Annotated in this window: 21 protein-coding genes and 2 tRNA genes; 19 read left to right on the forward strand and 4 right to left on the reverse strand. The window is 72.5% G+C overall.

The genetic code is table 11. The annotated features are described in order from the left end of the window. Positions 1 to 7 precede the first annotated feature (7 nt). The 8 genes from ACFYU0_RS10650 (at position 8) to ACFYU0_RS10685 (ending at position 5177) form a co-directional block, all read left to right on the forward strand. Positions 8 to 172 (forward strand): hypothetical protein, encoded by a 165-nt coding sequence (locus tag ACFYU0_RS10650; protein ID WP_351659418.1) that lies wholly within the window; start codon positions 8 to 10, stop codon positions 170 to 172. A 141-nt stretch (positions 173 to 313) separates the two neighbouring features. Continuing rightward, positions 314 to 478 (forward strand): hypothetical protein, encoded by a 165-nt coding sequence (locus ACFYU0_RS10655; RefSeq protein ID WP_351659421.1) that lies wholly within the window; start codon positions 314 to 316, stop codon positions 476 to 478. Positions 479 to 534: 56 nt separating this feature from the next. After that, entirely contained in the window at positions 535 to 1197 is a 663-nt protein-coding gene (nadD, locus tag ACFYU0_RS10660; protein WP_351659424.1) for a nicotinate-nucleotide adenylyltransferase, read from the forward strand. Between the two features lie 16 nt (positions 1198 to 1213). Further along, entirely contained in the window at positions 1214 to 2986 is a 1773-nt protein-coding gene (locus ACFYU0_RS10665; protein ID WP_389299548.1) for a LytR C-terminal domain-containing protein, read from the forward strand. A 101-nt stretch (positions 2987 to 3087) separates the two neighbouring features. Further along, positions 3088 to 3534, forward strand: a complete 447-nt coding sequence (rsfS, locus tag ACFYU0_RS10670; protein ID WP_389299551.1) for a ribosome silencing factor — start codon at positions 3088 to 3090, stop codon at positions 3532 to 3534. After that, entirely contained in the window at positions 3525 to 4199 is a 675-nt protein-coding gene (locus ACFYU0_RS10675) for a histidine phosphatase family protein (RefSeq protein WP_389299946.1), read from the forward strand. The genes rsfS and ACFYU0_RS10675 overlap by 10 nt, the downstream gene beginning before the upstream one ends. A gap of 130 nt (positions 4200 to 4329) precedes the next feature. Beyond that, positions 4330 to 4402 (forward strand) — tRNA-Ala (locus tag ACFYU0_RS10680). Between the two features lie 541 nt (positions 4403 to 4943). Beyond that, positions 4944 to 5177 carry a hypothetical protein gene (locus ACFYU0_RS10685; RefSeq protein WP_006136074.1) on the forward strand — a complete coding sequence of 78 codons (234 nt, stop codon included), beginning with the start codon at positions 4944 to 4946 and terminating at the stop codon, positions 5175 to 5177. Here ACFYU0_RS10685 and ACFYU0_RS10690 read toward each other — a convergent pair. Further along, positions 5156 to 6397 carry a glycosyltransferase 87 family protein gene (locus ACFYU0_RS10690; protein WP_389299553.1) on the reverse strand — a complete coding sequence of 414 codons (1242 nt, stop codon included), beginning with the start codon at positions 6395 to 6397 and terminating at the stop codon, positions 5156 to 5158. The two genes, ACFYU0_RS10685 and ACFYU0_RS10690, sit on opposite strands and share 22 nt — an antisense overlap. Positions 6398 to 6499: 102 nt before the next feature. Here ACFYU0_RS10690 and ACFYU0_RS10695 point away from each other — a divergent pair. Next, positions 6500 to 6572, forward strand: a tRNA-Ala gene (locus ACFYU0_RS10695). A 121-nt stretch (positions 6573 to 6693) separates the two neighbouring features. On the opposite strand, the gene ACFYU0_RS10700 is transcribed toward ACFYU0_RS10695, so the two are convergent. Both ACFYU0_RS10700 and ACFYU0_RS10705 read right to left on the reverse strand, forming a co-directional pair. Beyond that, positions 6694 to 8304 (reverse strand): NADH-ubiquinone oxidoreductase-F iron-sulfur binding region domain-containing protein, encoded by a 1611-nt coding sequence (locus ACFYU0_RS10700; RefSeq protein ID WP_351659436.1) that lies wholly within the window; start codon positions 8302 to 8304, stop codon positions 6694 to 6696. Next, positions 8301 to 9593: a cytochrome b/b6 domain-containing protein gene (locus ACFYU0_RS10705; protein ID WP_389299556.1), complete on the reverse strand. Its 1293-nt coding sequence runs from the start codon at positions 9591 to 9593 to the stop codon at positions 8301 to 8303. The genes ACFYU0_RS10700 and ACFYU0_RS10705 overlap by 4 nt, the downstream gene beginning before the upstream one ends. A gap of 427 nt (positions 9594 to 10020) precedes the next feature. On the opposite strand from ACFYU0_RS10705, the gene leuS reads away from it, so the two are divergent. The 9 genes from leuS to ACFYU0_RS10750 all read left to right on the forward strand — a co-directional run bounded on the left by leuS (position 10021) and on the right by ACFYU0_RS10750 (position 21426). Next, positions 10021 to 12891, forward strand: a complete 2871-nt coding sequence (leuS, locus tag ACFYU0_RS10710) for a leucine--tRNA ligase (RefSeq protein ID WP_351659442.1) — start codon at positions 10021 to 10023, stop codon at positions 12889 to 12891. Between the two features lie 160 nt (positions 12892 to 13051). After that, entirely contained in the window at positions 13052 to 13783 is a 732-nt protein-coding gene (locus ACFYU0_RS10715) for a hypothetical protein (protein WP_389299559.1), read from the forward strand. A 72-nt stretch (positions 13784 to 13855) separates the two neighbouring features. Beyond that, a complete protein-coding gene (locus ACFYU0_RS10720) occupies positions 13856 to 14701 on the forward strand; it encodes a DegV family protein (RefSeq protein WP_351659448.1) in 846 nt (281 codons plus the stop codon). A gap of 133 nt (positions 14702 to 14834) precedes the next feature. Then, the gene (locus ACFYU0_RS10725) at positions 14835 to 15992 is read left to right on the forward strand and encodes a helix-hairpin-helix domain-containing protein (protein WP_389299562.1); all 1158 of its coding nucleotides are present in this window, start codon (positions 14835 to 14837) and stop codon (positions 15990 to 15992) included. Next, a complete protein-coding gene (locus ACFYU0_RS10730) occupies positions 15989 to 18568 on the forward strand; it encodes a ComEC/Rec2 family competence protein (RefSeq protein ID WP_389299565.1) in 2580 nt (859 codons plus the stop codon). The genes ACFYU0_RS10725 and ACFYU0_RS10730 overlap by 4 nt, the downstream gene beginning before the upstream one ends. A gap of 28 nt (positions 18569 to 18596) precedes the next feature. Beyond that, positions 18597 to 19445, forward strand: a complete 849-nt coding sequence (locus tag ACFYU0_RS10735; protein ID WP_389299567.1) for an arylamine N-acetyltransferase — start codon at positions 18597 to 18599, stop codon at positions 19443 to 19445. A gap of 92 nt (positions 19446 to 19537) precedes the next feature. Continuing rightward, positions 19538 to 19783 (forward strand): hypothetical protein, encoded by a 246-nt coding sequence (locus ACFYU0_RS10740; protein WP_351659459.1) that lies wholly within the window; start codon positions 19538 to 19540, stop codon positions 19781 to 19783. Positions 19784 to 19909: 126 nt separating this feature from the next. Continuing rightward, positions 19910 to 20899 carry a DNA polymerase III subunit delta gene (gene holA, locus ACFYU0_RS10745; RefSeq protein ID WP_351659462.1) on the forward strand — a complete coding sequence of 330 codons (990 nt, stop codon included), beginning with the start codon at positions 19910 to 19912 and terminating at the stop codon, positions 20897 to 20899. 131 nt (positions 20900 to 21030) lie between these two features. Next, a complete protein-coding gene (locus ACFYU0_RS10750) occupies positions 21031 to 21426 on the forward strand; it encodes a nuclear transport factor 2 family protein (protein WP_389299570.1) in 396 nt (131 codons plus the stop codon). 189 nt (positions 21427 to 21615) lie between these two features. Here ACFYU0_RS10750 and rpsT read toward each other — a convergent pair whose 3' ends face one another. Then, positions 21616 to 21882, reverse strand: a complete 267-nt coding sequence (gene rpsT, locus ACFYU0_RS10755) for a 30S ribosomal protein S20 (RefSeq protein WP_181795096.1) — start codon at positions 21880 to 21882, stop codon at positions 21616 to 21618. A gap of 227 nt (positions 21883 to 22109) precedes the next feature. Here rpsT and lepA point away from each other — a divergent pair, with 227 nt between their 5' ends. Further along, a complete protein-coding gene (lepA, locus tag ACFYU0_RS10760; RefSeq protein ID WP_351659468.1) occupies positions 22110 to 23984 on the forward strand; it encodes a translation elongation factor 4 in 1875 nt (624 codons plus the stop codon). Positions 23985 to 24130: the final 146 nt, after the last annotated feature.

Raw genomic sequence — 24130 nt, forward strand, 5'->3', positions numbered from 1 at the left:
CCACGTCATGGAGTACCGCCCCCCGGCCGCCTGGCTGACCGAGGCCGCCGGCACCGCCGCCCAGCAGCACGGATCGGGCAACCTGCTCCGGATCGTTCTGATCGTGATGTTCCTCGGCTGCGCACTGACCGCATGGTTCCTGCTGCGCGGCTACAAGCAGAAGGACGACTGACGGGCCGCCGGAGTTCCCGGCCGGCGCCGCACCCGACGCCCCGCGTCCGCCGCGACGGCGGAGTCGGGGTGATCGCCGCCGGGCCGCACGCTTACGATGAGCAGACATCTTCATGCCGCCCACACGCGATAGGTCCTGCCGATGAGCCTCCACCTCGCCGCTGCCCAGCTGGTCACCCTCGCCGCCGAGGGTGAGGAGCACGGTGGCAACCACAACAGCCTGAACCCGGCGGTCACCGGCGGCGGAGCGCTGATCATCCTGCTGCTCCTGCTGTGGATCACCACCCGCTTCAACCGCGACCGCTGAACCGGGACCCCGTCCCCGGCCAGGGCCCACGGACCGGGCCGGTAGGGTCTGCACGCATGGAAGAGCAGGACATGCCCACCGGCCCGGCGCGCACCCCGGCGCCGCGCCCGGGCGACGGCACCGCCCGCGCGGGCAAGCGCCGCCTGGGCGTCATGGGCGGCACGTTCGACCCGATCCACCACGGGCACCTCGTGGCGGCCAGCGAGGTCGCCGCCCAGTTCCAGCTGGACGAGGTGGTGTTCGTGCCCACCGGCCAGCCGTGGCAGAAGTCCCACCGGAACGTTTCCCCGGCCGAGGACCGCTACCTGATGACGGTCATCGCCACCGCCGAGAACCCGCAGTTCTCCGTCAGCCGCATCGACATCGACCGCGGCGGCCCCACGTACACCGTGGACACCCTGCGCGACCTGCGGGCCCTCAACCCCGACACGGACCTGTTCTTCATCACCGGCGCCGACGCCCTCGGCCAGATCCTCACCTGGCGGGACTCCGAGGAGCTGTTCTCCCTGGCGCACTTCATCGGCGTCACCCGCCCCGGCCACCACCTGACCGACCAGGGGCTGCCGAAGGGCGGCGTCTCGCTCGTCGAGGTTCCCGCGCTCGCCATCTCCTCGACGGACTGCCGCGCGAGAGTCGCCAAGGGCGACCCCATCTGGTACATGGTGCCGGACGGAGTCGTGCGTTACATCGACAAGCGCGAGCTGTACCGCGGCGAGTGAGCCGAGAGGGGCACCGGTGAACGACCGATACGACGCGGATGACGCCGCCCAGGGCGCCGCCCCGTACGAACTCGTCGGCTACGACGAGTACGGGCAGCCCGTGTACCGGCAGATCCCGGCACAGCAGGCGCCGCAGCACACCTACGACCCGTACGCCCAGCAGGGCTACGGCTACGACCCGTACGCCACGGGCCCCCAGCAGCCGCAGTCCTACGAGCAGCCGCAGTCCTACGACGCGTACGGCGCCGGCCGGCAGCAGCAGCCCGCCGCGCCGCCCTCCTACGACCCCTACGGCTCCCAGACCCCGTACGACCCCTACGGCGGCGCCCAGGGAACCTCCGCCCCGTACGACCCCTACGGGCAGGCGGCGACGAGCGGGCAGCACCCCCGGGTCGCCGAGCAGACCGCCTACATCCCGCAGCAGGCCGGCCCCGGCGGCGCCCCGGCCCCGCGGGAGTCCGAGGCCCCCGGACCGCCCGCCGCCCCCGAATCCCCGGCCGCCGGTGGACAGGACGGCGCCGACGGCCAGTTCGCCTTCGTCGAGGAGCCCGACGGCGACTCTGAGGACGTCATCGACTGGCTGGCGTTCACCGAGAACCGCACCGAGCGCCGCGAGGAGGCCCGCCGCCGCGCGCGCAGCCGGATCATCGCCCTCGTCGTCGTCCTCGCCCTCGTGGCCGTGGGCGGTGTCGGCTACCTCTGGTACGCCGGGAAGCTGCCCGGCCTGTCCTCCTCCGGCTCCGGGACGGGCGCGGCGACGCCTGCGGGCGCCCAGAAGCGCGACGTGCTCGTCGTCCACCTGCACAACACCGGGAAGTCCGGCACCTCCACGGCACTGCTGGTGGACAACACCACCACCAAGCAGGGCACCACCGTGCTGCTGCCCAACTCCCTCGCGCTGAGCGGCGACGACGGTTCCACCACGACGCTCGCCAAGTCCGTGGACGACGACGGCGCCTCCGGCACCCGAGAGCAGCTCGACACCGTCCTCGGCACCAGCATCCAGGGCACCTGGCGTCTGGACACCCCCTACCTGCAGAACCTCGTCGACCTGGTCGGCGACATCGAGATCGACACCAACGCCGACGTGCCCGACCCGGACGCCAAGAAGAAGGGCTCCGCCGTGCTGGTCCACCGGGGCAAGGCGCAGACGCTCAGCGGCAAGATGGCCGTCGCCTACGCCACCTACCGCGCGTCCGGCGAGTCCCAGAACGCCCAGCTCGAGCGGTTCGGCCAGGTCATGCAGGGCGTGCTCCGCAAGCTCTCCTCCGAGCCCGCGTCCGCCACCACCACCGTGCAGTCCCTGGCGCAGATCCTCGACCCGCCGCTGACCGACAAGGACCTCGGCGCTTTCCTCGCGGGCCTCGCCGACCTCGCCAAGGGCGGCGACTACCGCACGGCCCTGCTGCCCGTGCGGCCCGACGGCACCCTGAGCGCCGCGACCGGCGACAGCGTCGTCAAGGACATCCTCGGCGGCGCCGCCAAGAGCCCGGACGCGGGATCGGCGGTGCGGGTCTCCGTCCAGAACGCCACCGGTGTGAAGGACGACACGGAGAAGGCCCGCGTCGTGCTCCTGAACGGCGGCTTCACCTTCCTCGAGGGCGGCACCGCGTCCGGTTCCCGGACCACCTCCCAGGTGCTCTACGCCGACGCCGCCGACAAGGCGGACGCCGCCGAGGTCGCCAAGACACTGGGCCTGCCGGCCGGCTCCGTGGCCAAGGGCGCGGTGTCATCCGGAGCCGACGTCTCGGTCGTCCTCGGCGCCGACTACCGGCCCGCCTCCTCCTGACCGCGGCCCGGTCACCCCACGCGATGCCGTAATCGCGTGGGGTGCGCCAGGCGGCTCGTGAGACCCTTGAGGTCAACAGACCGCCGACCGAAAGCCGCGTAGTGACCGCCACCGATCGTTCCCTCGACCTCATCAGCACCGCCGCCCAGGCGGCGGCCGACAAGCTCGCCCACGACGTCATCGCCTACGACGTCAGCGACGTGCTGTCGATCACCGACGCATTCCTGCTGGCCTCCGCGCCGAACGACCGCCAGGTCCGGGCGATCGTCGACGAGATCGAGGAGCGCCTGCAGAAGGAACTCGGCGCCAAGCCCGTTCGCCGCGAGGGCGACCGCGAGTCCCGCTGGATCCTGCTCGACTACGTCGACATCGTCGTCCACGTCCAGCACAGCGAGGAGCGGGTCTTCTACGCCCTGGAGCGGCTGTGGAAGGACTGCCCCGAGCTCGAGCTGCCCGCCGACGCCAAGGCCACCCGCGGCAAGGCCGAGGAGCACGCCAAGCTGCAGGCCGCCGAGGCCGCCGAGGAGCCCGACGGGGACTGGCGGTGAGCGCCACGGGCGAGGTGACCGACCGCACGGGCCGGGGCCGCCGCATCATCCTGTGGCGGCACGGCCAGACCTCGTGGAACGTCGAACGCCGCTTCCAGGGCAGCACGGACGTCGAGCTGACCGAGACCGGCATCGGCCAGGCCCGCCGCGCCGCCCGGCTGCTCGCCTCCCTCGGTCCCGACGCGATCATCGCCTCCGACCTGCGACGGGCCGCGGACACGGCCGCCGAGCTGGCCGCCCTCACCGGGCTCGACGTCACCCGCGACGAGGGTCTGCGCGAGACCTACGCGGGCGTCTGGCAGGGGCTGACGCACGACGAGATCATCGCCCGCTACGGCGAGGAGTACGCCGCCTGGAAGCGCGGTGAGGCGATCCGCCGCGGCGGCGGCGAGCTGGAGACCGAGGTCGCCGACCGCGCCGCTCCCGTGGTGCTGCGGCACGCCGAGAAGCTGCCGGAGGACGGCACCCTCGTGGTGGTCAGCCACGGCGGCACCATCCGCACCACCATCGGCCGGCTCCTCGGCCTCGAGGCCCCGCACTGGGAGAGCCTCGGCGGCCTGTCCAACTGCTGCTGGTCCGTGCTCGGCGAGGGCGCCCGCGGCTGGCGTCTGCTGGAGCACAACGCGGGCACCCTCCCGGAGCCCGTGCTCGGCGACGACGACTGAGCGGCCGCCGGACCCGCCGTTCCCCACCCGGGGCCCCGGATTTCACTTTCCGGCAGGTCACAGGCTAAAGTTCTTCTTGTTCGCCCCGCCGAGCGGGGCGAAACACCATGCGGCTCGCCGCGTGGGACAAGGGGCTATAGCTCAGTTGGTAGAGCGCCTGCATGGCATGCAGGAGGTCAGGAGTTCAATTCTCCTTAGCTCCACGGATCGACACTCTGTCGAGTTGTCAGAGATCGGTGATGAGGATCCCGTCCCCCACAGGGGGCGGGATCCTCTGTGTTCCGGCGACTGTCCCGCTGTTCCGCGGCCCGTTCCCGCGGCACCGGCCGTCCGGCTGACCCGGCGGGGCGGAGTTGGGCAGACTGGTCCCGTACCGCCTTGAGTCACATGGGGTCCCACGGGCGTATACCTCCCCGGAGGCGTTCGCGGGGGGCGTGCGGACACCGGCCGGCCCGGTCGCCGGGGCCGCCGTGTCCGGACCGGTACCGAGGCGTCGCTGACCGTATTGGCCCGGCCGTGGCAGAATCAAACGGCCGGAGGTGGCGCGGCCCGACGGGAGGAGTAGCGATGCCTGCGAGCATCCTTGGGGAGGTCGGCCACCTCCTCGATGCTGCGTTGATACGGGACACGACCACCCGGCTGAGCTGCCCTTCCTGCGGTTCCGGGCATGTGGCGCAAGTGCTCGGCGACAACGGCGGAATCTCCTACGTGTGCACGGCCTGCGGCCACAGCTGGAGCTGATCGATGGGTGCACACAGGCGGAAGTGCGACTGGTGCGGCAGTGGTACGCCGATCGTCCGTGACATGGAGCCGATCAACCCCGACTACCAGTACTGGTGCGAGGAATGCGCGCGGGCGCTGATCATAAAAGGCGACCCGATCGAGACCTACCGCGAGCTGGAGGGCGAGCCGATCTACGGGCGCCTGCTGGAGGAGCACTGCACCCTCAAGAGGTTCTACTCCTTCGTCACCGCTTGACGTAGCGCCGGCCCCCGCGGTTGCCCCGGCAACGATGTCGGGGTCCGGGCCAGCGCCAGGAACAGCGCGGCGGCCCCCGCGTAGAGGGCCGAGAGCGCCATCTGGGCGCCGTTCTGGTGCAGTTCGGGCCGTGCCGGTCCGTGCGGTACCCACCAGGGGGCGTACGAGCAGAACACCAGGGCCGTGCCGAGGGCCGTCGCCCGGTGGCCGCGCGTCCACAGCAGCGGCACCAGGGGTACGCACCACACCCAGTGGTGCGTCCACGACACCGGGCTGACCAGCAGCGCGGTGACCGCGCAGGCGCACACCGCCCAGGCTCGCGCCCCACGCAGCTCCGCCCGCACCGCCACCGCGAGCCCCAGGGCGGTCACCACGGCCGCCACGGCCGCCCAGACGGCTCCGGGGTCCGGCGTGTGCAGCAGGCGCGCCAGGACCCCGCGCAGGGCCTGGTTGGCGGTGTCCTCGGGCCGCCCGACCCGGTCCGAGCGGAACACCGCGTCCGTCCAGAACCGCCACGAGTCGTACGGCAGGACGGCCGCCGCGAGCAGCGTGGCCCCGGCGAACGCGACGGCCGCTCCGCGCGCGTGACGCAGCCAGGGGCCCCCGTCGCCGCTCCGCAGCCGGGCCGCGACCCCCGCGGTGAGCAGGAACACCGGGAACAGGGCGGGCGTCAGCTTCACCGCGGCGGCGAACCCCAGCCCCGCGCCGGCCCAGCGGCCGCGGCTCCCGGCGGGGTGCCGGGTCAGGTCCCACAGCACCGCCGTGGCGAGCAGCAGGTTCACCTGGCCGTAGCGCACGGTCGTCCACACCGGCTCGCACCAGACCGCCGCCGCCGCGGCCCACAGGACGGTCTCCACGCGCGTGTGGCCGGCGAGTCTCAGGGACAGCCGTACGAACACCAGCAGCAGCACCAGGTTCCCGGCCGTGGCCAGCGTGCGCAGCACCGCGGCGCCCGGCAGCGTCAACGCCGTGAACAACAGGGCCGCGAAGGGGGGATAGGTGGTGGGCAGGTGCGCGGTGGTCGCCCGCAGGGCGTACAGATCGCCGCCCGCGAGGACGGTGGCGCCCTCCGCCCGGTACACCATCAGGTCGATCATCGACACGTGCGCGGCCCGCTGGGCCAGCCAGAACGCGGTGAACGACACCAGGCACGCGCCCGCCGCCACCGGCACGCGGCGCCGGGCTCCGGAGAACGCTGTCGGGGTCACGAAAGCAGACATTAGCCCCCGTACGGGAACCAACCGGAAACCGATTTGGTACTGCACCCCGGTGACCGTGTAATGTTGGCGTCGCCGCCGGGGAAACCGGGCGGAACAAAGCAAGGGGCTATAGCTCAGTTGGTAGAGCGCCTGCATGGCATGCAGGAGGTCAGGAGTTCAATTCTCCTTAGCTCCACAGAAATCGAAGGCGGGTCATCCGAACGGATGATCCGCCTTCGTCGTGTTCCCGGTCGCTTTCCCCGACACGCGGCGGGGGCGCCCGGTCCGGACGCCCCCCATCGCGCGCGGCGGTGTCGTCAGCGGCCGAGGGCGCGCCGGCCCCGGCCCTGGGAGAGGACGGGCAGGTTGCGCGACGGCGCCTGGCCGCGGGTGTCCTCCTCGATGCGCAGCGCCAGGGCGGGGCAGCGGCGCACCGCGCGCAGCGCCTTCGCCTCGGCGTAGCGCGGCACCTGAGCCTGCGCCACCGTCGGGAAGCCGTCCGCACCGAGTTCGAAGACCTCGGGGAGGATGTCGGCGCACAGGCCGTGGCCCCGGCACAGCGTCCAGTCGACGTAGATCTTCTGGCGGCTGCCGCCGGTCTCCTCGGGCTCCGCGCCGCCCGGGATGCCCGTGGGCGCCCTGCCCCCCTCGAAGAGCGGCAGCACGCCCTCCACGGGCCGTCCGCAGCCGTTGCCGAGGACATGCGCGGCCAGGTCGTCGGTGAACGCCTTGATGGTCGACTCCAGGAACATCGCGGAACCGTCGGGGTGCGAACACGCCCCGCGCCGCTTCACGTTCTTCGCGACCTGCTTCAGCGCCTCCAGGGCGGCGGGGCCGCCGCCGTTCAGGATGTCCTCCAGGCCGCGCGCGGCGGCGGGCAGCCCGAGGTAGCAGGGGCCGCACTGGCCGGCGCTCTCCTCGGCCAGCCACTGGGCCACCCGCAGCGACTCGCCCAGCGGGCAGGTCTCCTGGCTGATCGGCAGGATCGCGCCCGCGCCCAGCGAACCGCCCACCGCGTCCAGCGAGTTGCGGGAGACGATCGCCTCGTTGACGGTCGCCGCGTCGATCCACTTGCCGTGGTAGCCGCCGGTCAGCACACCCTGCGGCACCGGTGGGGCGCCGGCCAGCTGCAGGACGTAGCGCAGCGGCACACCGGTGGGGACCTCGAGCACCATCGGCCGGGCGACCGCTCCGGAGACGGTGAGCATGACGGTACCCGGCTCGTCGTACAGGCCGGTGTTGCCGTAGCGCTCGGGGCCGATGCGGGCGGCGATGGCGAGCTGCGCGAACGTCTCCGCGTTCGACAGCAGCGTGGGCGCACCGCCCACGCCGCTCTGCGAAGCGCTGATCTTGCGGCCGGGCGGGATCGCCGGGCCGCCGTCGACCGACCGGATCAGCGACGCGGCGGCGCCGGTGACCATCCGGACCGGGTTGCGCTGCACCCAGGCGCGCAGCGCCGACCTGCGGCTGTTGCTCAGACCGCGTTCGGCGAGCGCGGCCTCCATGGAGCGCTGGGTGGACTCCCGGGTCACCCCGATCACGAGCGTGCGGGCGCCGAGCGCCTCGGCGCACAGCAGGGCGCCGTCCAGGATGAGGTGCGGGGCGCGGTTGATGAGCACCGTGTCCTTGCGGCAGGCCGGTTCGTCCTCACTGCCGTTGACGACGACGACCGGCCGCACCCCGCGCTTGATCGCCGACTCGGCGACCGAGCGCAGCTTCCTGTGGAAGGGGAAGCCCGCGCCGCCGCGGCCCCTGAGGTTGATGCGCTCGGCGAGCTGGGCGAGCTGTTCGCCGCCCAGCGGGTCGAGCGGCCCGTGCACCTTCAGGTGCATGGGCAGGTCGAGCCGCTCCACAAGGTCGAAGCCCGAGGTCAGCTGGGGAAGGCCGACCACGCGGACTTCCGGGACGTCGGGCAGGGCCTCGTTCACCTATAGCCTCCGGAAGGCGTGTTCCAAGGTTCGCCCGAACCCGGCGTGTCGTAAGCGCCGGGGGTTGTTTCGGTGGCGGGACCGCTGTTGAACGTGTCACCCGAGTTGTACGTCCCGTAGGAGGCGTTCGTCTCACCGGTGTCGTACATGTCACGTCCGCCGTATCCGCCGGTGCCCGGATTGCCATAGGCCGGGATGGTGTATCCGGTGTCCTGGAGCGGGTCGTACGCCGACGGCGGGGCCTCGCCGACCGGCGGCGGGGACGGGATCGGCCAGCTCCCCGAGGTGCTGGAGGGGCCGTCGACGCGCGGCATCGCCTCGGTCGCCTGCAGGTCGAAGGGGAGATCCATGCGCGCGGTCCGGTCGGCCCCGAACGGCTGCTGGGGACGGCCCGGTGTGTTCACCGCGCGGTAGGCGGCCGCGAAGCCGGAGGCGGGCTCGGCGGCCGGCGCGGCCGGCGTCTGGTAGAGCGGCGCGGTCCCGGAGCCGGCCGACGGGCCGGCGGGCGACTGCCTCGCCTCGCGCCGGGACTCGAAGCCCGGCAGGGCGGACTCGGCGGCCCGCGAGCGGCTCGCGTCCAGCTCGTCCAGCCCCCGTCGCTCGGAGCTGCCCAGGACGGCGACGAGCCGGTCGGCGACCTTGCGCTTGAAGGGGCGCGGGGCCGAGCGCAGCGCCAGCGCGCCCATCACGCCGAGCAGGGACAGGCTGTAGAGGATCACGAACACCGGCTTGGCCTGGCGACCCGCGTAGAGCCCGTGCACCAGGGCCGCGCACCAGGCCGGATAGGCCAGCATGTGCATCGCCCGCCAGCGGGCGGCCACCGGGGCCGGCGCGGCGAAGTTGCTGCGCAGGGCGCCGGTGACGCCCACGAAGATCATCAGCAGGCCCGCCAATGAGCCCAGGCCGATGAGGCCGCCGCTTCCGGTGACGCCGAGCGAGAAGGGGATGACCGCGGCGATGAACTTGGTGTGGTCCAGCGCGATCTTGGTGGTGATGTGCAGCAGCAGGAACGCGATGGAGGCGACCGCGGTCGTCCGGTGCACCGCCTGGCCGACGATCCGCTGGCGCGTGTTCAGGAAGATCCGGTCCTGGGCGAACAGCCCCCAGATCACCGAACAGCTCAGCGAGACCAGGGACAGCACGCCCGCTCCGAAGTTCAGGAACTCCTGGAACTGGCTGCCTCCGACCAGCACGACCACGGGTATGAGCAGCAGGACGACGGCGGACGCCACCCCGTAGGCCGACCGGCCCGGTTTGGGGAGCGAGCTGTTACTACGACGAGGGTTCATGGGGGCAACTCCGAGCAGTTTCGGGAAAGCGGTCCCGCTGCCGAACTCTAAGTGGCGCCATACCGATCAGTAGGAGCTTTGAGTTATTGCGTTGTTATCAAAGGACAATGTGACTGGGACGGTGTCCCTTAGTGGCTGTTACGCGAAGTAATCTCTGACCTTGGTTCAGTCGTGGCGGGGCGAAGTGTCATGTCCACCAGGCATACGGAAGCGCGTCGCGGCTTGCTCAAGGGCTGCGGTACCCTAGCGCCATGCGTGCCGTACGCCTCCTGCTTAGCGGGCCGCGCTGATCAGTACCGACCCACCGGTCGAACCGTGTGGTCGGCATCGGCGCGGCGTCCCCTCCTGTGCGAGGGGATTTTTCGTTTCCTGAGTGTCACAGCCGCAGGCAGCGCAGGCAGAGACGATCGATGGAGCTTTGAGGATCATGAGCGAGACGAACCCCGCTGCCACCGCCGAGGTGGCCGCGCCGCACCGCTACACGGCCGCCATGGCGGCCGAGATCGAGGCACGCTGGCAGGACTTCTGGGACGCCGACGGCACCTACGCGGCGCCCAACCCCAAGGGTGACCTGGCCGGTGACCCCGAGCTGGCCGCCCGGCCCAAGAAGTTCATCATGGACATGTTCCCGTACCCCTCGGGCGCGGGCCTGCACGTCGGTCACCCGCTGGGCTACATCGCCACCGACGTCTACGCCCGCTTCCAGCGGATGACCGGGCACAACGTCCTGCACACCCTGGGCTTCGACGCCTTCGGCCTGCCCGCCGAGCAGTACGCCGTGCAGACCGGCACGCACCCGCGCGTGTCCACCGAGGCGAACATGGAGAACATGAAGGCCCAGCTGCGCCGGCTGGGCCTGGGCCACGACAAGCGCCGGTCGTTCGCCACGATCGACCCGGAGTACTACAAGTGGACCCAGTGGATCTTCCTGCAGATCTTCAACTCCTGGTACGACGACGAGGCCGGTGCGGCGCGCCCGATCTCCGAGCTGGTCGCCCGCTTCGAGTCCGGTGAGCGCGCGGTGCCCGGCGGGCGCCCCTGGCACGAGCTGAGCGCCGTCGAGCGCGCCGAGGTGCTGGGCGAGTACCGGCTGGCCTACGCCTCCGACGCGCCGGTCAACTGGTGCCCCGGCCTGGGCACCGTGCTGGCCAACGAGGAGGTCACCGCCGACGGCCGTTCCGAGCGCGGCAACTTCCCGGTCTTCAAGGCCAAGCTGCGCCAGTGGAACATGCGCATCACCGCCTACGCCGACCGGCTGCTGGAGGACCTGGAGGCGCTGGACTGGCCCGAGGCCATCAAGCTGCAGCAGCGCAACTGGATCGGCCGCTCCGAGGGCGCCCGCGTCGACTTCCCGATCGACGGCGAGCGCATCACGGTCTTCACCACCCGCCCGGACACCCTGTTCGGCGCGACCTACATGGTGCTGGCCCCCGAGCACCCGCTGGTCGAGAAGTTCACCCCGCAGGCCTGGCCCGAGGGCACCCACCAGGTGTGGACCGGCGGCCACGCCACGCCCGCCGAGGCCGTCGCCGCCTACCGGGCGCAGGCCGCCTCCAAGTCGGACGTCGAGCGGCAGGCCGAGGCCAAGGACAAGACCGGCGTCTTCATCGGCGCGTACGCCACCAACCCGGTCAACGGCGAGCAGGTGCCCGTCTTCATCGCCGACTACGTCCTGATGGGCTACGGCACCGGCGCGATCATGGCCGTCCCGGCGGGCGACCAGCGCGACTTCGAGTTCGCGCGCGCCTTCGAACTGCCGATCCACTGCGTCGTCGAGCCCACCGACGGCCGCGGCACGGACACCTCCACCTGGGAGGACGCCTTCGCGTCCTACGAGGCGAAGATCATCAACTCCGCCAACGACGACATCTCCCTGGACGGCCTGGGCGTCACCGAGGCCAAGGCCCGCATCACCGAGTGGCTGCAGCAGCGGGGCATCGGCGAGGGCACCGTCAACTTCCGCCTGCGCGACTGGCTGTTCAGCCGCCAGCGCTACTGGGGCGAGCCCTTCCCGATCGTCTACGACGAGGACGGCGTCGCCCACGCGCTGCCCGAGTCGATGCTGCCGCTGGAGCTGCCCGAGGTCGAGGACTACAGCCCGCGCACCTTCGACCCGGACGACGCCGACACCCAGCCCGAGACCCCGCTGTCGCGCAACGAGGACTGGGTCAACGTCACCCTGGACCTGGGCGACGGGCCGAAGAAGTACCGCCGCGAGACCAACACCATGCCCAACTGGGCCGGTTCCTGCTGGTACGAGTTCCGCTACCTGGACCCGCACAACGACCGGCAGCTGGTCGACCCCGAGATCGAGCGGTACTGGATGGGCCCGCGCGAGGGCCTGCCGCACGGCGGTGTCGACCTGTACGTCGGCGGCGCCGAGCACGCCGTGCTGCACCTGCTGTACGCGCGCTTCTGGTCCAAGGTCCTGTTCGACCTGGGGCACGTCTCCTCCGCCGAGCCGTTCCACAAGCTGTTCAACCAGGGCATGATCCAGGCCTACGTCTACCGCGACAGCCGTGGCATCGCGGTCCCCGCGGCCGAGGTCGAGGAGCGGGACGGCGCCTACTACCACCAGGGCGAGCAGGTCACCCGCCTGCTGGGCAAGATGGGCAAGTCCCTGAAGAACGCGGTGACTCCGGACGAGATCGCCGCCGAGTACGGCGCCGACACGCTGCGCCTGTACGAGATGGCGATGGGCCCGCTGGACGTGTCGCGGCCGTGGGACACGCGCGCGGTGGTCGGTCAGTTCCGGCTGCTGCAGCGGCTGTGGCGCAACATCGTGGACGAGAGCACCGGCGAGGTCACCGTCACCGACGCCGAGCCCGGCGAGGAGACGCTGCGCGCCCTGCACAAGGCGATCGACGGCGTGCGCCAGGACCTGGAGGGCCTGCGCTTCAACACCGCCATCGCCAAGGTGACCGAGCTGAACAACCACCTGACCAAGGCCGGTGGCGAGGTGTCCCGCTCGGTCGCCGAGCCGCTGGTGCTGCTGGTCGCCCCGCTGGCCCCGCACGTCGCCGAGGAGCTGTGGCGCAAGCTGGGCCACACCGACTCGGTCGTCCACCAGGACTTCCCGGTCGCCGACCCGCGGTACGTGGTGGACGAGACCGTGACCTGCGTGGTGCAGATCAAGGGCAAGGTCAAGGCCCGGCTGGAGGTGTCGCCGGCCATCTCCGACGAGGAGCTGGAGAAGGCGGCGCTGGCGGACGAGAAGGTCGTCGCCGCCCTGGACGGCGCGGCGATCCGCAAGGTGATCGTGCGGGCGCCGAAGCTGGTCAACATCGTTCCGGCGTGACCGCGTAGCCACGTGAACGCGCCGGGGACCGGGGTGCCGGACACCTCGGGGTAGTCCCCTACGGGCAGGTTCGGGGTTTTTCCGGAACCCCGGGCCTGCCCGCTGCGTTTACCGTGGAGAGCACAGCGGCGAACGCCGCATCGGGCTGAGGAGGAGCGGCATGGAAACAGTGATCACCGTGTTCGCCCTGCTGTTCCTGGTCTTCATCGGGCTCGGCGCGTACGCGACGGTCAAGGCCGTCGGCGCCGCCAAGCGCGGTGTCGACCGCACGATCGCGCAGGCCCGCCGCACGGTCGAGGACCACACACTGCGGGCCAGGTCCATCGCCCAGGTCGGTCCGGCGGGCGAGATCGCCCAGCTGCGGCTCGCGCTGCGCAACTCGATGCGCGCCACCCAGGACGCGCTGCACGCGGGCGTGGCCGAGGACGAGTCGCTCCGGGAGTCCCTCGGGCTCTTCCAGCGGCTCAGCGCGCACGGCCAGGAGCTGGACGCGGACCTCAAGCGGCTGGAGTCCGAGCCGGACCGGACGACGCTCGCCGCGCACCTTCCCGAACTGCGCCGGCGCACGGAGCGGATCACCCACTCCGCGGACTCGCTCCGCTGGGCGGCCCGCGACCGCGCCCACCGCTTCGCGGAGGACGACCTGGACTCGCTGAGCGCGCAGATCGACGTCGAGACGGGCGCCCTTCGGCACTGGACGCACACCGAGGCCCAGCAGGCGCCGCCCCCGTGGCCGGACGCCCCCGCGGCGGCCGACGGCAGCGCCCGGCCCGGACCCGGCCCGCGGGCACCCCGCTCCGACGAGGCGCCGGCACCGGCCGCGCTCACCCCGCCCTCGCCGCGCCCGGCCTACCCCTGGCAGAAGAAACCGCGCCCCGAGAGCACCACTTGACCGGACCGCGCCGGGACCGGAGGACAGGGGCCGGGCTGCCGTAGGGGCACTCCGGCGGGTAACCTCCAGCTCATGTCCCGCCATGTCGCGATCGTCACCGATTCAACGGCCTACCTGCCGCCACGGACGATGGAGCGCCACGGCATCACCGCGGTGCCCCTGACCGTCGTCCTCGGCGACCGGGCGCTCGAAGAGGGCACCGAGATCTCGACCCGCTCCCTCGCCCAGGCCCTGCAGAAACGCCGCCCGGTCACCACCTCCCGGCCCAGCCCGCAGCTGTTCGCGGAGACCTACCGCAAGGTCGCCGAATCCGGCGCGAGCGCCATCGTCTCCCTGCACCTGTCCGCCGAGCTGTCCGGCACCTACGACGCGGCCGTGCTCGCGGCGCGCGAAGCGCCGGTTCCGGTGCGGGTGCTGGACACCGGGATGATCGCGATGGCTCTCGGGTTCTGCGCCCTGGCCGCCGCCGAGACGGCGGAGGCGGGCGGCACCGTGGACGAGGCCGTCACCGCCGCCGAGAAGCGAGCGGCCGGCACCTCCGCCTACTTCTACGTCGACACGCTCGACTATCTGCGCCGCGGCGGGCGCATCGGCGCCGCCCAGGCCCTGTTCGGATCCGCGCTGGCGGTCAAGCCGCTGCTCCAGCTGGAGAACGGCCGCATCGAACCCCTGGAGAAGGTCCGCACGGCGTCCCGGGCGATCGCCCGCCTCGAGGAGATCGTCGCCGACCGGGCGGGCGGCGCCGAGGTGGACATCGCCGTCCACCATCTCGCCGCGCCCGACAGGGCGTCCGCCCTCGCCGACCGGCTGCGGGCCCGGGTGCCCCGGCTGGCCGACCTGCACGTCAGCGAGGTCGGCGCGGTGATCGGGGCGCACACCGGGCCCGGACTGCTGGGCGCGGTCGTCTCACCGCGCTGAGGCGCCGCTCGGCGGTGCGCTCGTGCGGGGTGTCGTCACTCGTGCGGGTGGCCGGGTTTTCCACAACGGAGCCTCCCTCCACGGAAATCGATCAAGATCATCGCGAATCGGCGGGATGTCCGATCCTCGTCGCATGGCACTTCGATCACGTTCACGCACCGCCACCCCGACCAGTGGACCGGGCCGTGGCCCCGCCTCCGACGGGCGCGTCCGCCGCCGCCCCGCAGGGCACCCCCGCGCCCGGCACCGCGCCCCCGCGCCCGCCGACGAACTGCGACGCCGCGCGGACCTTCTCTTCGGCGAACGCGGCGCGCACTGGCCGGAGTCGGGCAACGCCCCACCGTCGGACGCCTGGCGTCCCGCGAGCACGGTGAGCGTGACGGGGCCCGCGCCCGGACTGCCGTCACCGACCGTCCCGCCCCTCGCTCGGCGCGGGAGGGCCGAGCCCGCTCATGAGGCCGAGCCGGCTGCCCCGGCCTCCGGCGCCGATGCGGCCGGCGTTCACGAGACACAACCGGCGGACGACGCTGACCACTTCGAGCCGGCGGGACGGCTCGTGCCCGGCATGCGGGAACGGGCGGGGCTCGCACTTCGGGAGCGGCTGCCGCTCTGGCTGCAGACGCGGTGCGGGGTGGAGCGGCGGGGCGTGATCGCGCTGGCGGTGGTGCTCGTGGCGGCGGCCGTGTTCGCCGTCCAGCACTTCTGGGCGGGCCGCACGGAGACGGTGAGCGCTCCTCAGGTGGTGCGCGCCGAGGCGCCGTACGCGGGCAAGGACGACGACGCGAAGTCCGGCCGGTCCACCGGCGCCTCCGCTGCGCACACGTCCGTCGCGGACGCCTCGACCGCGCCCGCCGCGGAGATCGTCGTGGACGTCGGCGGCAAGGTCCGCAGGCCCGGAATCCGGCGGCTTCCGGCGGGTTCCCGGGTGGCCGACGCACTGCGCGCGGCGGGCGGGGTCCGGCCGGGGGCGAGCACCGAGGGGCTCAACCGGGCCCGTTTCCTGGTGGACGGCGAACAGATCCTGGTCGGCGCGCCCCCGGGGACGGCGGCCGGGGCGCCCGGGCCCGGCGGCGGAGCGGCGGCGGCCGGGGCGCCCGCGGCCCCGGTCTCCCTCAGCACCGCGACCGTGGATCAGCTCGACACCCTGCCCGGGGTCGGTCCGGTGCTGGCCCAGCACATCCTCGACTACCGCACGCGGCACGGCGGTTTCCGCTCGGTGGACGAGCTGCGCCAGGTCAACGGGATCGGCGACCGCCGTTTCGCCGACCTGCGCGTCATGGTGCGGCCATGAGCGGGGGAGAGGCCGGAGCAGCGCGGCCGTGGTCCGCCCGGGAAGCCCCCGGGGACCACTGCGAGAGCAGCCGCCCGGGCGAGTCCGAGGCCCCGGCCGACCTGCGACTGGTGCCGCCCGCCCTCGCCGCCTGGGGGACGGCCGCCCTGGTGCTCGGCGCCTCGCCGGCCTGGAGCGCCGTCCTCGCGGTCGGCTGCGGTGTCGCGGGGGCCGCTCTGCTCGCGGCGCGGCGCCGGCCTGGCGGCGGCCGCCTCGCCCGGTCGCGTGCCCCGGTCGCCGCCGTGCTCCTGTGCGTGGCCGCTGCCGCCGCCTCCGCCGGGCTGCACGGGGCGGACGTACGGCGGGGCCCGGTGCCGGAGTCGGCACGGCGGTTCGCCACCCTGACCGCCGAGGTCGAGGTGAGCGGCGACCCCTGGCTCAGCAGACCGCGGGTGCGGGGCGACCACGCGGCGCCGGTGGCGGTGCTGGCCCGGGCGGAGGTGCGGCGCGTCGAGCAGGACGACGGGCGGACCGTGCGGACACGGAGCCCCGTACTGATGGTCGTGGACCGGGACGTCCCGGCGCCGAGGGCGCCGCCGGGCGAGGAAGGGCCCGTCGCCCGGGGCCCCCGCGAGGCGCGTTCGGCCTGGCTCGGGCTGCTGCCGTCCACCCGGCTTCGGGTGACCGCCCGGCTGGCTCCCGCCCTGACCGGCGGTGACCGCACCGCGGCCGTGCTGCGCGTACGCGGCGATCCGGAGCCGGAGATCGTGGCGGGGCCGAACGGTCCGCAGCGGCTCGCGGGCCGGCTCAGGGCCGGGCTGCGGGAGGCGACCGAGGAACTGCCCGCCGACGCCCGGGCGCTGCTGCCCGGGCTGGTCGTCGGCGACACCTCCCGGATCACGCCGGAACTCGACGAGGCCTTCAAGGAGACGGACCTCGCGCACACCCTCGCCGTCTCCGGCAGCAACCTCACGATCCTGCTCGCCCTGCTGCTCGGTCCGCCCGGCCTGGCCCAGCGCGCCGAGCGCCGCGGACTGGCCCCGCGTCTGGGGCTACCGCTGCGGGCGACCGCACTGCTGGCGGCGGCGCTCACGCTCGGCTTCGTGATCGTGTGCCGGCCCGACCCCAGCGTGCTGCGGGCCGCGGCCTGCGGCTCGGTCGCCCTCCTCGCCCTGGCGACCGGGCGCCGCAGATCCCTGATCCCGGCCCTGGCCACGGCCGTGCTGCTGCTGGTGCTGTACGACCCGTGGCTGGCCCGCGGTTACGGGTTCCTGCTCTCCGTGCTGGCCACCGGCGCGCTGCTGGTGCTGGCGCCCGGCTGGAGCGAGGCGCTGCGGCGGCGCCGGGTGCCGGCCCGGCTCGCCGAGGCACTGGCCGCGGCCGCCGCCGCACAGGCCGTGTGCGCGCCGGTCGTGGCGGTGCTGTCGGCCCGGGTGAGCCTGGTGGCGGTGCCCTGCAACCTGCTCGCCGAGGTGGCGGTCGCCCCGGCCACGGTGCTGGGCTTCGCGGCGCTGGCCGTGGCACCGGTGACGATGCCCGCGGCCAAGGCGCTGGCGTGGTGCGCCGGCTGGCCCGCCGGATGGATCGCGCGGATCGCCCGGACCGGCGCGGCGCTGCCCGGCGCGGGAGTGGACTGGCCGGCGAGCTGGTCCGGGGCGTTGCTGCTCGCGGCGGTCACGGTGGCCGTCGTGTCGGCCGGGCGGCGGTTGCTGCGGCACCCCTGGTGGTGCGCCGCGCTGGCCGGGCTGCTCCTGCTCGCGCTGGTCCGGCCGGCACCCCTGACCCGGGTGATCACGGGCTGGCCGCCCCCGGGCTGGCGGTACGCGATGTGCGACGTCGGGCAGGGCGACGCCACCGTGCTGGCGGCCGGTGACGGCGCCGGGGTGGTCGTGGACGCCGGACCCGATCCGGAGCCGGTGGACCACTGCCTGCGGGCACTCGGCGTCACACGCGTCCCGCTGCTGGTCCTGACCCATTTCCACGCCGACCACGTCACGGGCCTGCCCGGTGTGCTGAGGGGCCGCTCGGTGGCCGCGATCGAGACCACGGACTACGCGGAACCGGCCGACCAGGCCGAATTCGTCAGGAGGGAGGCGGCTCGACGGCACATCCCGCTCGGCACGGCGGTGGCGGGGGAGGAGCGGCGCATCGGGGCACTGAGCTGGCGGGTGCTGTGGCCGCCCGCGCCACCCGCCCCGGGTCAGCCGCCGGCACCGGAGCCCGACGGCCCGAACGACGCCAGTGTCGTCCTGCTCGTGCGGTCCGGCGGGCTGCGGCTGCTGCTGCTCGGCGACCTCGAACCCCCGGCCCAGCAGGCCCTGTTGCGGTCCCCGGCCGCCGCCGGGCTCGCGAGGGTGGACGTGCTGAAGGTGGCCCACCACGGCTCGGCGTACCAGGACCCGGACCTGATACGGCTGGCCGCACCGCGGGTGGCGCTCATCTCCACCGGCGCCGACAACCCCTACGGGCATCCGGCACCGGTGACCGTGGCCGCGCTGCGGGCCGGCGGGGCGATGGTGCTGCGCACCGACCGGGACGGTGCGCTCGCGGTCGGCGGCGGGGGGACGGAGCGGGAGGTGCGGGTGACCAGAGACTGAGCGGCGGGTGTCCGCCCAGACTGGACGCATGAATCCATCCCAGGCAGACGCCTACCTCCGCCGCATCGGGGCCGCGCGCCCGCAGCACCCCACCGTCGAGGCGTTGCGGGAGCTGCACCTGCGCCATCTGCGGACCGTCCCCTTCGAGAACCTCTCCATCCACCTGGGCGAGGAGATCGTCCTGGAGGAGGAGCGGCTGCTCGACAAGGTGGTCGGCCGGCGGCGGGGCGGCTTCTGCTACGAACTGAACGGCGCCTTCGGGGCGTTGCTCACCGCACTCGGCTACGAGGTCGAGCTGCTGGCGGGACGGGTGTACGGGGACGAGGGGCGTCTCGGCATCCCGTACGACCATCTCGCGCTGCGGGTACGGACGGCGGACGGCGCCGACTGGCTCGCCGACGTCGGGTTCGGTGCGCACAGCCACTTCCCGCTGTCGCTCGCCGAGCGCGGTGAGCAGACGGACCCCGGCGGGACGTTCCGGGTGACGGAGGCCGGCCCGGACCCGGCCGGCGTGACCGGTACTGCCGGGCCGGGGTCGGCCGCCGGGGGCGCGGACCTGGACGTGCTGCGGAACGGCGGACCGCAGTACCGGCTGGAGACGCGGCCGCGGGCGCTCGCGGACTTCACGGGCGGGGCCTGGTGGCACAGCACCTCGCCGCGTTCGCACTTCACGCGGTCCCTGGTGTGCTCGCGGCTGACCGAGGACGGCGGGCGACTCACCCTCAGCGGACGCGTACTGACCACCACCGCACCCGACGGGAGGAAGGAGACACGGGAGCCGGCGACGGACGAGGAGGTGCTGGCGCTGTACCGGGAGGAGTTCGGGATCGAGCCGGCCGTGGTGCCTACGGTGCGACAGAGGGGCCAGGTGGGCTGAGCAAGCTGAACGAGGCGGTCTGAACGAGCTGAAGGAGGCGGGCTGAACCAGGCCGGCCGGACCGGCGTGACCTCGTGCCGGAGAATGTTTCCGTGAGTGATGTGAGACATGTGCTGGTGCTGCCCGACCGCGACACCGCCGAGGAGGTGGCCGAGGCGCTCGCGGAGCACTTCGGCATCGACGAGGACCCCCGGCCGGTCCGGGACGCCCTGGCCGGCGAGGACGACGCCGAGGACGCCCAGTGGCTGCTGGCGCTGCGCGACGAGGCCGGCCGGCTCGACCCCGCCGAGCTTGACGCGTTCGCGGGCCGGTGGGACGGCTGGCGCGAGGAGCCGTGATCCCGGGCCCCGCGACTCCGGCTTCCCCTCGGGGTGCCGGTCGGGGCTCGGACCGGGGAGAGGCCGGGGTCCGGTCCGGGTGCGCGGGCCGGTCCACTGTCAGTGCCGCGTGGGATGCTGTAGGCGATGGCCAGAAAAGCTGCGAATGACGACCTTCTCGCCCCGGTGACCCTCGCCGTGGGCCAGGAGGACCTGCTGCTCGACCGTGCCGTGCGCGACGTGGTGGCCGCCGCCCGGGCCGCCGACGCCGACACCGACGTACGGGACCTGACGCCGGACCAGTTGCAGCCCGGCACGCTCGCCGAGTTGACGAGTCCCTCGCTCTTCGCGGAGCGCAAGGTCGTGGTCGTGCGCAACGCGCAGGACCTCTCGGCCGACACGGTCAAGGACGTGAAGGCGTACCTCGGGTCGCCCGCGGAGGAGATCACGCTCGTGCTGCTGCACGCGGGCGGTGCGAAGGGCAAGGGGCTGCTGGACGCCGCGCGCAAGGCGGGCGCGCGGGAGGTGGCCTGCCCGAAGATGACCAAGCCGGCGGACCGGCTGGCCTTCGTGCGGGGCGAGTTCCGCGCGTTCGGCCGGTCGGCGACGCCGGAGGCCTGCCAGGCGCTCTGCGACGCCATCGGCAGCGACCTGCGGGAGCTGGCCTCCGCGGTGTCGCAGCTCGTCGCCGACGTGGAGGGGACGATCGACGAGGCGGTCGTCGGCCGGTACTACACCGGCCGTGCCGAGGCCTCCAGCTTCACGGTCGCCGACCGGGCCGTCGAGGGGCGCACGGCGGAGGCGCTGGAGGCGCTCCGGTGGTCGCTGTCGACCGGCGTGGCTCCGGTGCTCATCACCAGTGCGCTCGCCCAGGGGGTGCGCGCCATCGGCAAGCTCTCCTCGGCGCGCGGTGGCAGGCCCGCGGACCTGGCGCGGGAGCTGGGCATGCCGCCCTGGAAGATCGACCGGGTGCGCCAGCAGATGCGGGGCTGGACACCGGACGGAGTGTCCGTGGCGCTGCGCGCGGTGGCCGAGGCCGACGCGGGAGTGAAGGGCGGCGGTGACGACCCCGAGTACGCGCTGGAGAAGGCGGTCGTGATCATCGCCCGCGCCGCCCGCTCCAGAGGCCGAGGCTGACACCGGGCGCTCCCGTCCGAAGGGGCTGGGCCGTACGGGCCTGACGTGATCCAGTCGCCCCGTGGCGGCCGGCGAGGAGAATCGTACGTGTCAGCCGTACATCGCCGACGCGCTGGAAGGTGGCGATCGCCATGGCTGAGCACCCGCACGCGACCCTCGTCCGCGAGGTCTACGACGCCTTCCTCCGCGTGGATCTGGACACCCTGCGCGAGCTGATGACGGCGGACGTCACCTACCACGTGCCCGGCGACCACGCCTTCTCGGGCGACCTCAAGGGCCGGGACGCGGTGATCGGCATGTACCGCAGGCTCTTCCAGGAGACCGGCGGCAGCTTCCGCGCCGATCTGCGCCATGTCTTCGTCGACGGCCGGGGCCACGCCGTGGCCCTGCACCACGTCACCGCCGAGCGCGAGGGCCGACGCCACCGCGTGGACGGATGCCTCGTCCTGCGCATCGTCGGCGACAGGGTCACCGACATCGACGAGTGCGTCGAGGACGTGGACAAGGAGAACGCGTTCTGGGGCTGAGGCACGGGAAAGCCGAAGGCCCCGGCGCCCGCCCTGGGGAAGGGAGGGAGCCGGGGCCTTCGGTTCAAGACGTGAGGATCCGCACCCGCGTGGCGAACGCAGGCCGCGTGCGGATCCGGGATGCCGGTAGGGAGCGGATGAGAGAGGGCCCGCTCTGGGTCCTGCCGGCGGTCAGATCAGAAAGGAGGTTCAGCCCTTGAGGGACGCGACCTTGGAAGCAAGCGCCGACTTCTTGTTGGCGGCCTGGTTCTTGTGGATGACGCCCTTGGAGACGGCCTTGTCGAGCGCACGCGCGGCAGCGCGCTGCAGCTCGGTGGCCTTCTCGGTGTCACCCGCGGCAGCGGCCTCACGGGCCTTGCGGATCGCGGTCTTCAGGGAGGACTTGACGGCCTTGTTGCGCAGCCGGGCCTTCTCGTTGGTCTTGATCCGCTTGATCTGGGACTTGATGTTCGCCACGAAGGAGCCTTTTCAGGTTCAGGTGCCGGACCGGGAAGAGTCCCGGACCGGTGATCCAAAATTTCTCTGACGTACCTCGCGCTGAGAGGGCATGAGGCACAGCCATCTACAGTACCAGTGGCCCTGCGAGCGGCCCAAAACGGTCCTCGGTCCCTCCGCGTGGGACCATGGAGGCTACGTATCGATCCGACCCGAGGCATAAGGCGCCTCAAGAGACAGGACCCTGCGTGCCCGCGACCCCTAACCATGTGCCCGAGCCGAGCCGTACCGCCCCGGCTCTGATCCGCAATTTCTGCATCATCGCGCACATCGACCACGGCAAGTCCACGCTCGCCGACCGGATGCTCCAGCTGACCGGTGTGGTCGAGCAGCGGCAGATGCGTGCTCAGTACCTCGACCGGATGGACATCGAGCGCGAGCGCGGCATCACGATCAAGTCCCAGGCGGTGCGTCTGCCCTGGGCCCCGACCGAGGGCCCCGACCAGGGCACGACCCACATCCTCAACATGATCGACACCCCGGGTCACGTCGACTTCACCTACGAGGTGTCGCGGTCGCTGGCCGCCTGCGAGGGGACCATCCTCCTCGTCGACGCCGCCCAGGGCATCGAGGCGCAGACCCTCGCCAACCTCTACCTGGCGATGGAGAACGACCTCACGATCATCCCCGTGCTGAACAAGATCGACCTGCCGGCCGCGCAGCCGGAGAAGTTCGCCGAGGAGCTGGCGAACCTGGTCGGCTGCGACCCGGACGACGTGCTGAAGGTCTCCGCCAAGACCGGCCTGGGCGTGGAAGCCCTGCTGGACAAGGTCGTCAAGGAGATCCCGGCGCCGGTCGGCGTCGCGGACGCCCCCGCCCGCGCCATGATCTTCGACTCGGTCTACGACTCCTACCGCGGTGTCGTGACGTACGTCCGTGTCATCGACGGCCAGCTCAACAAGCGTGAGCGCATCCGGATGATGTCCACGGGCGCCACGCACGAGCTGCTGGAGATCGGGACCAACTCGCCCGAGATGCTCCCCGCCGACGGCCTCGGCGTGGGCGAGGTGGGCTACCTGATCACCGGTGTGAAGGACGTCCGCCAGTCCAAGGTCGGCGACACGGTCACCAGCCAGGCCAAGGGCGCCACGGAGGCGCTCGGCGGCTACAAGGACCCCAAGCCCATGGTCTTCTCGGGTCTGTATCCGCTGGACGGCTCCGACTACCCCGAGCTGCGCGAGGCCCTGGACAAGCTGCAGCTCAACGACGCCGCGCTGGTCTACGAGCCGGAGACGTCCGCCGCCCTCGGCTTCGGTTTCCGCGTGGGCTTCCTCGGTCTGCTGCACCTGGACGTGATCCGGGAGCGGCTGGAGCGCGAGTTCGGTCTCGACCTGATCGCCACCGCCCCCAACGTGGTCTACCGCGTGCTCATGGAGGACGGCACCGAGTACACGGTCACCAACCCGAGCGAGTTCCCCGAAGGCAAGATCAACGAGGTCTACGAGCCGGTCGTGCGCGCCACCATCCTGGCGCCCACCGAGTTCATCGGCTCGATCATGGAGCTGTGCCAGACCCGGCGCGGCACCCTGCTCGGCATGGACTACCTCTCCGAGGACCGGGTCGAGATCCGCTACACGCTGCCGCTCGCGGAGATCGTCTTCGACTTCTTCGACCAGCTGAAGTCCAAGACCCGCGGCTACGCCTCGCTGGACTACGAGCCCACCGGCGAGCAGACGTCGAGCCTGGTCAAGGTCGACATCCTGCTGCACGGCGACAAGGTGGACGCCTTCTCGGCGATCACCCACAAGGACGCGGCCTACGCGTACGGCGTGCGGCTCGTCGCCAAGCTGCGCGAGCTCATCCCGCGGCAGGCCTTCGAGGTGCCCATCCAGGCCGCCATCGGCTCCCGGGTCATCGCCCGCGAGACCATCCGCGCCATCCGCAAGGACGTCCTCGCCAAGTGCTACGGCGGTGACATCTCCCGTAAGCGGAAGCTGCTGGAGAAGCAGAAGGAAGGCAAGAAGCGGATGAAGATGGTGGGTTCCGTGGAGGTTCCGCAGGAGGCCTTCATCGCCGTCCTGTCCAGCGATGACAGCGCGGGGTCGGGCAAGGGCAAGAAGTAACCGGAGGTTACTCCCGGTCACACGCGCAAAACGGACACCGAGGGGCTCGTCGTGCGAAAGTGCGGCGGGCCCCTACGCGTGCGTAGCGTCGCTCTGCGTGGAAAGTGACAGGCCGATGCCTCTTACGCAGCGGCCGGTCGCCGCTT

This window comes from Streptomyces sp. NPDC003720 (genome assembly GCF_042875075.1).
GTDB lineage: Bacteria > Actinomycetota > Actinomycetes > Streptomycetales > Streptomycetaceae > Streptomyces.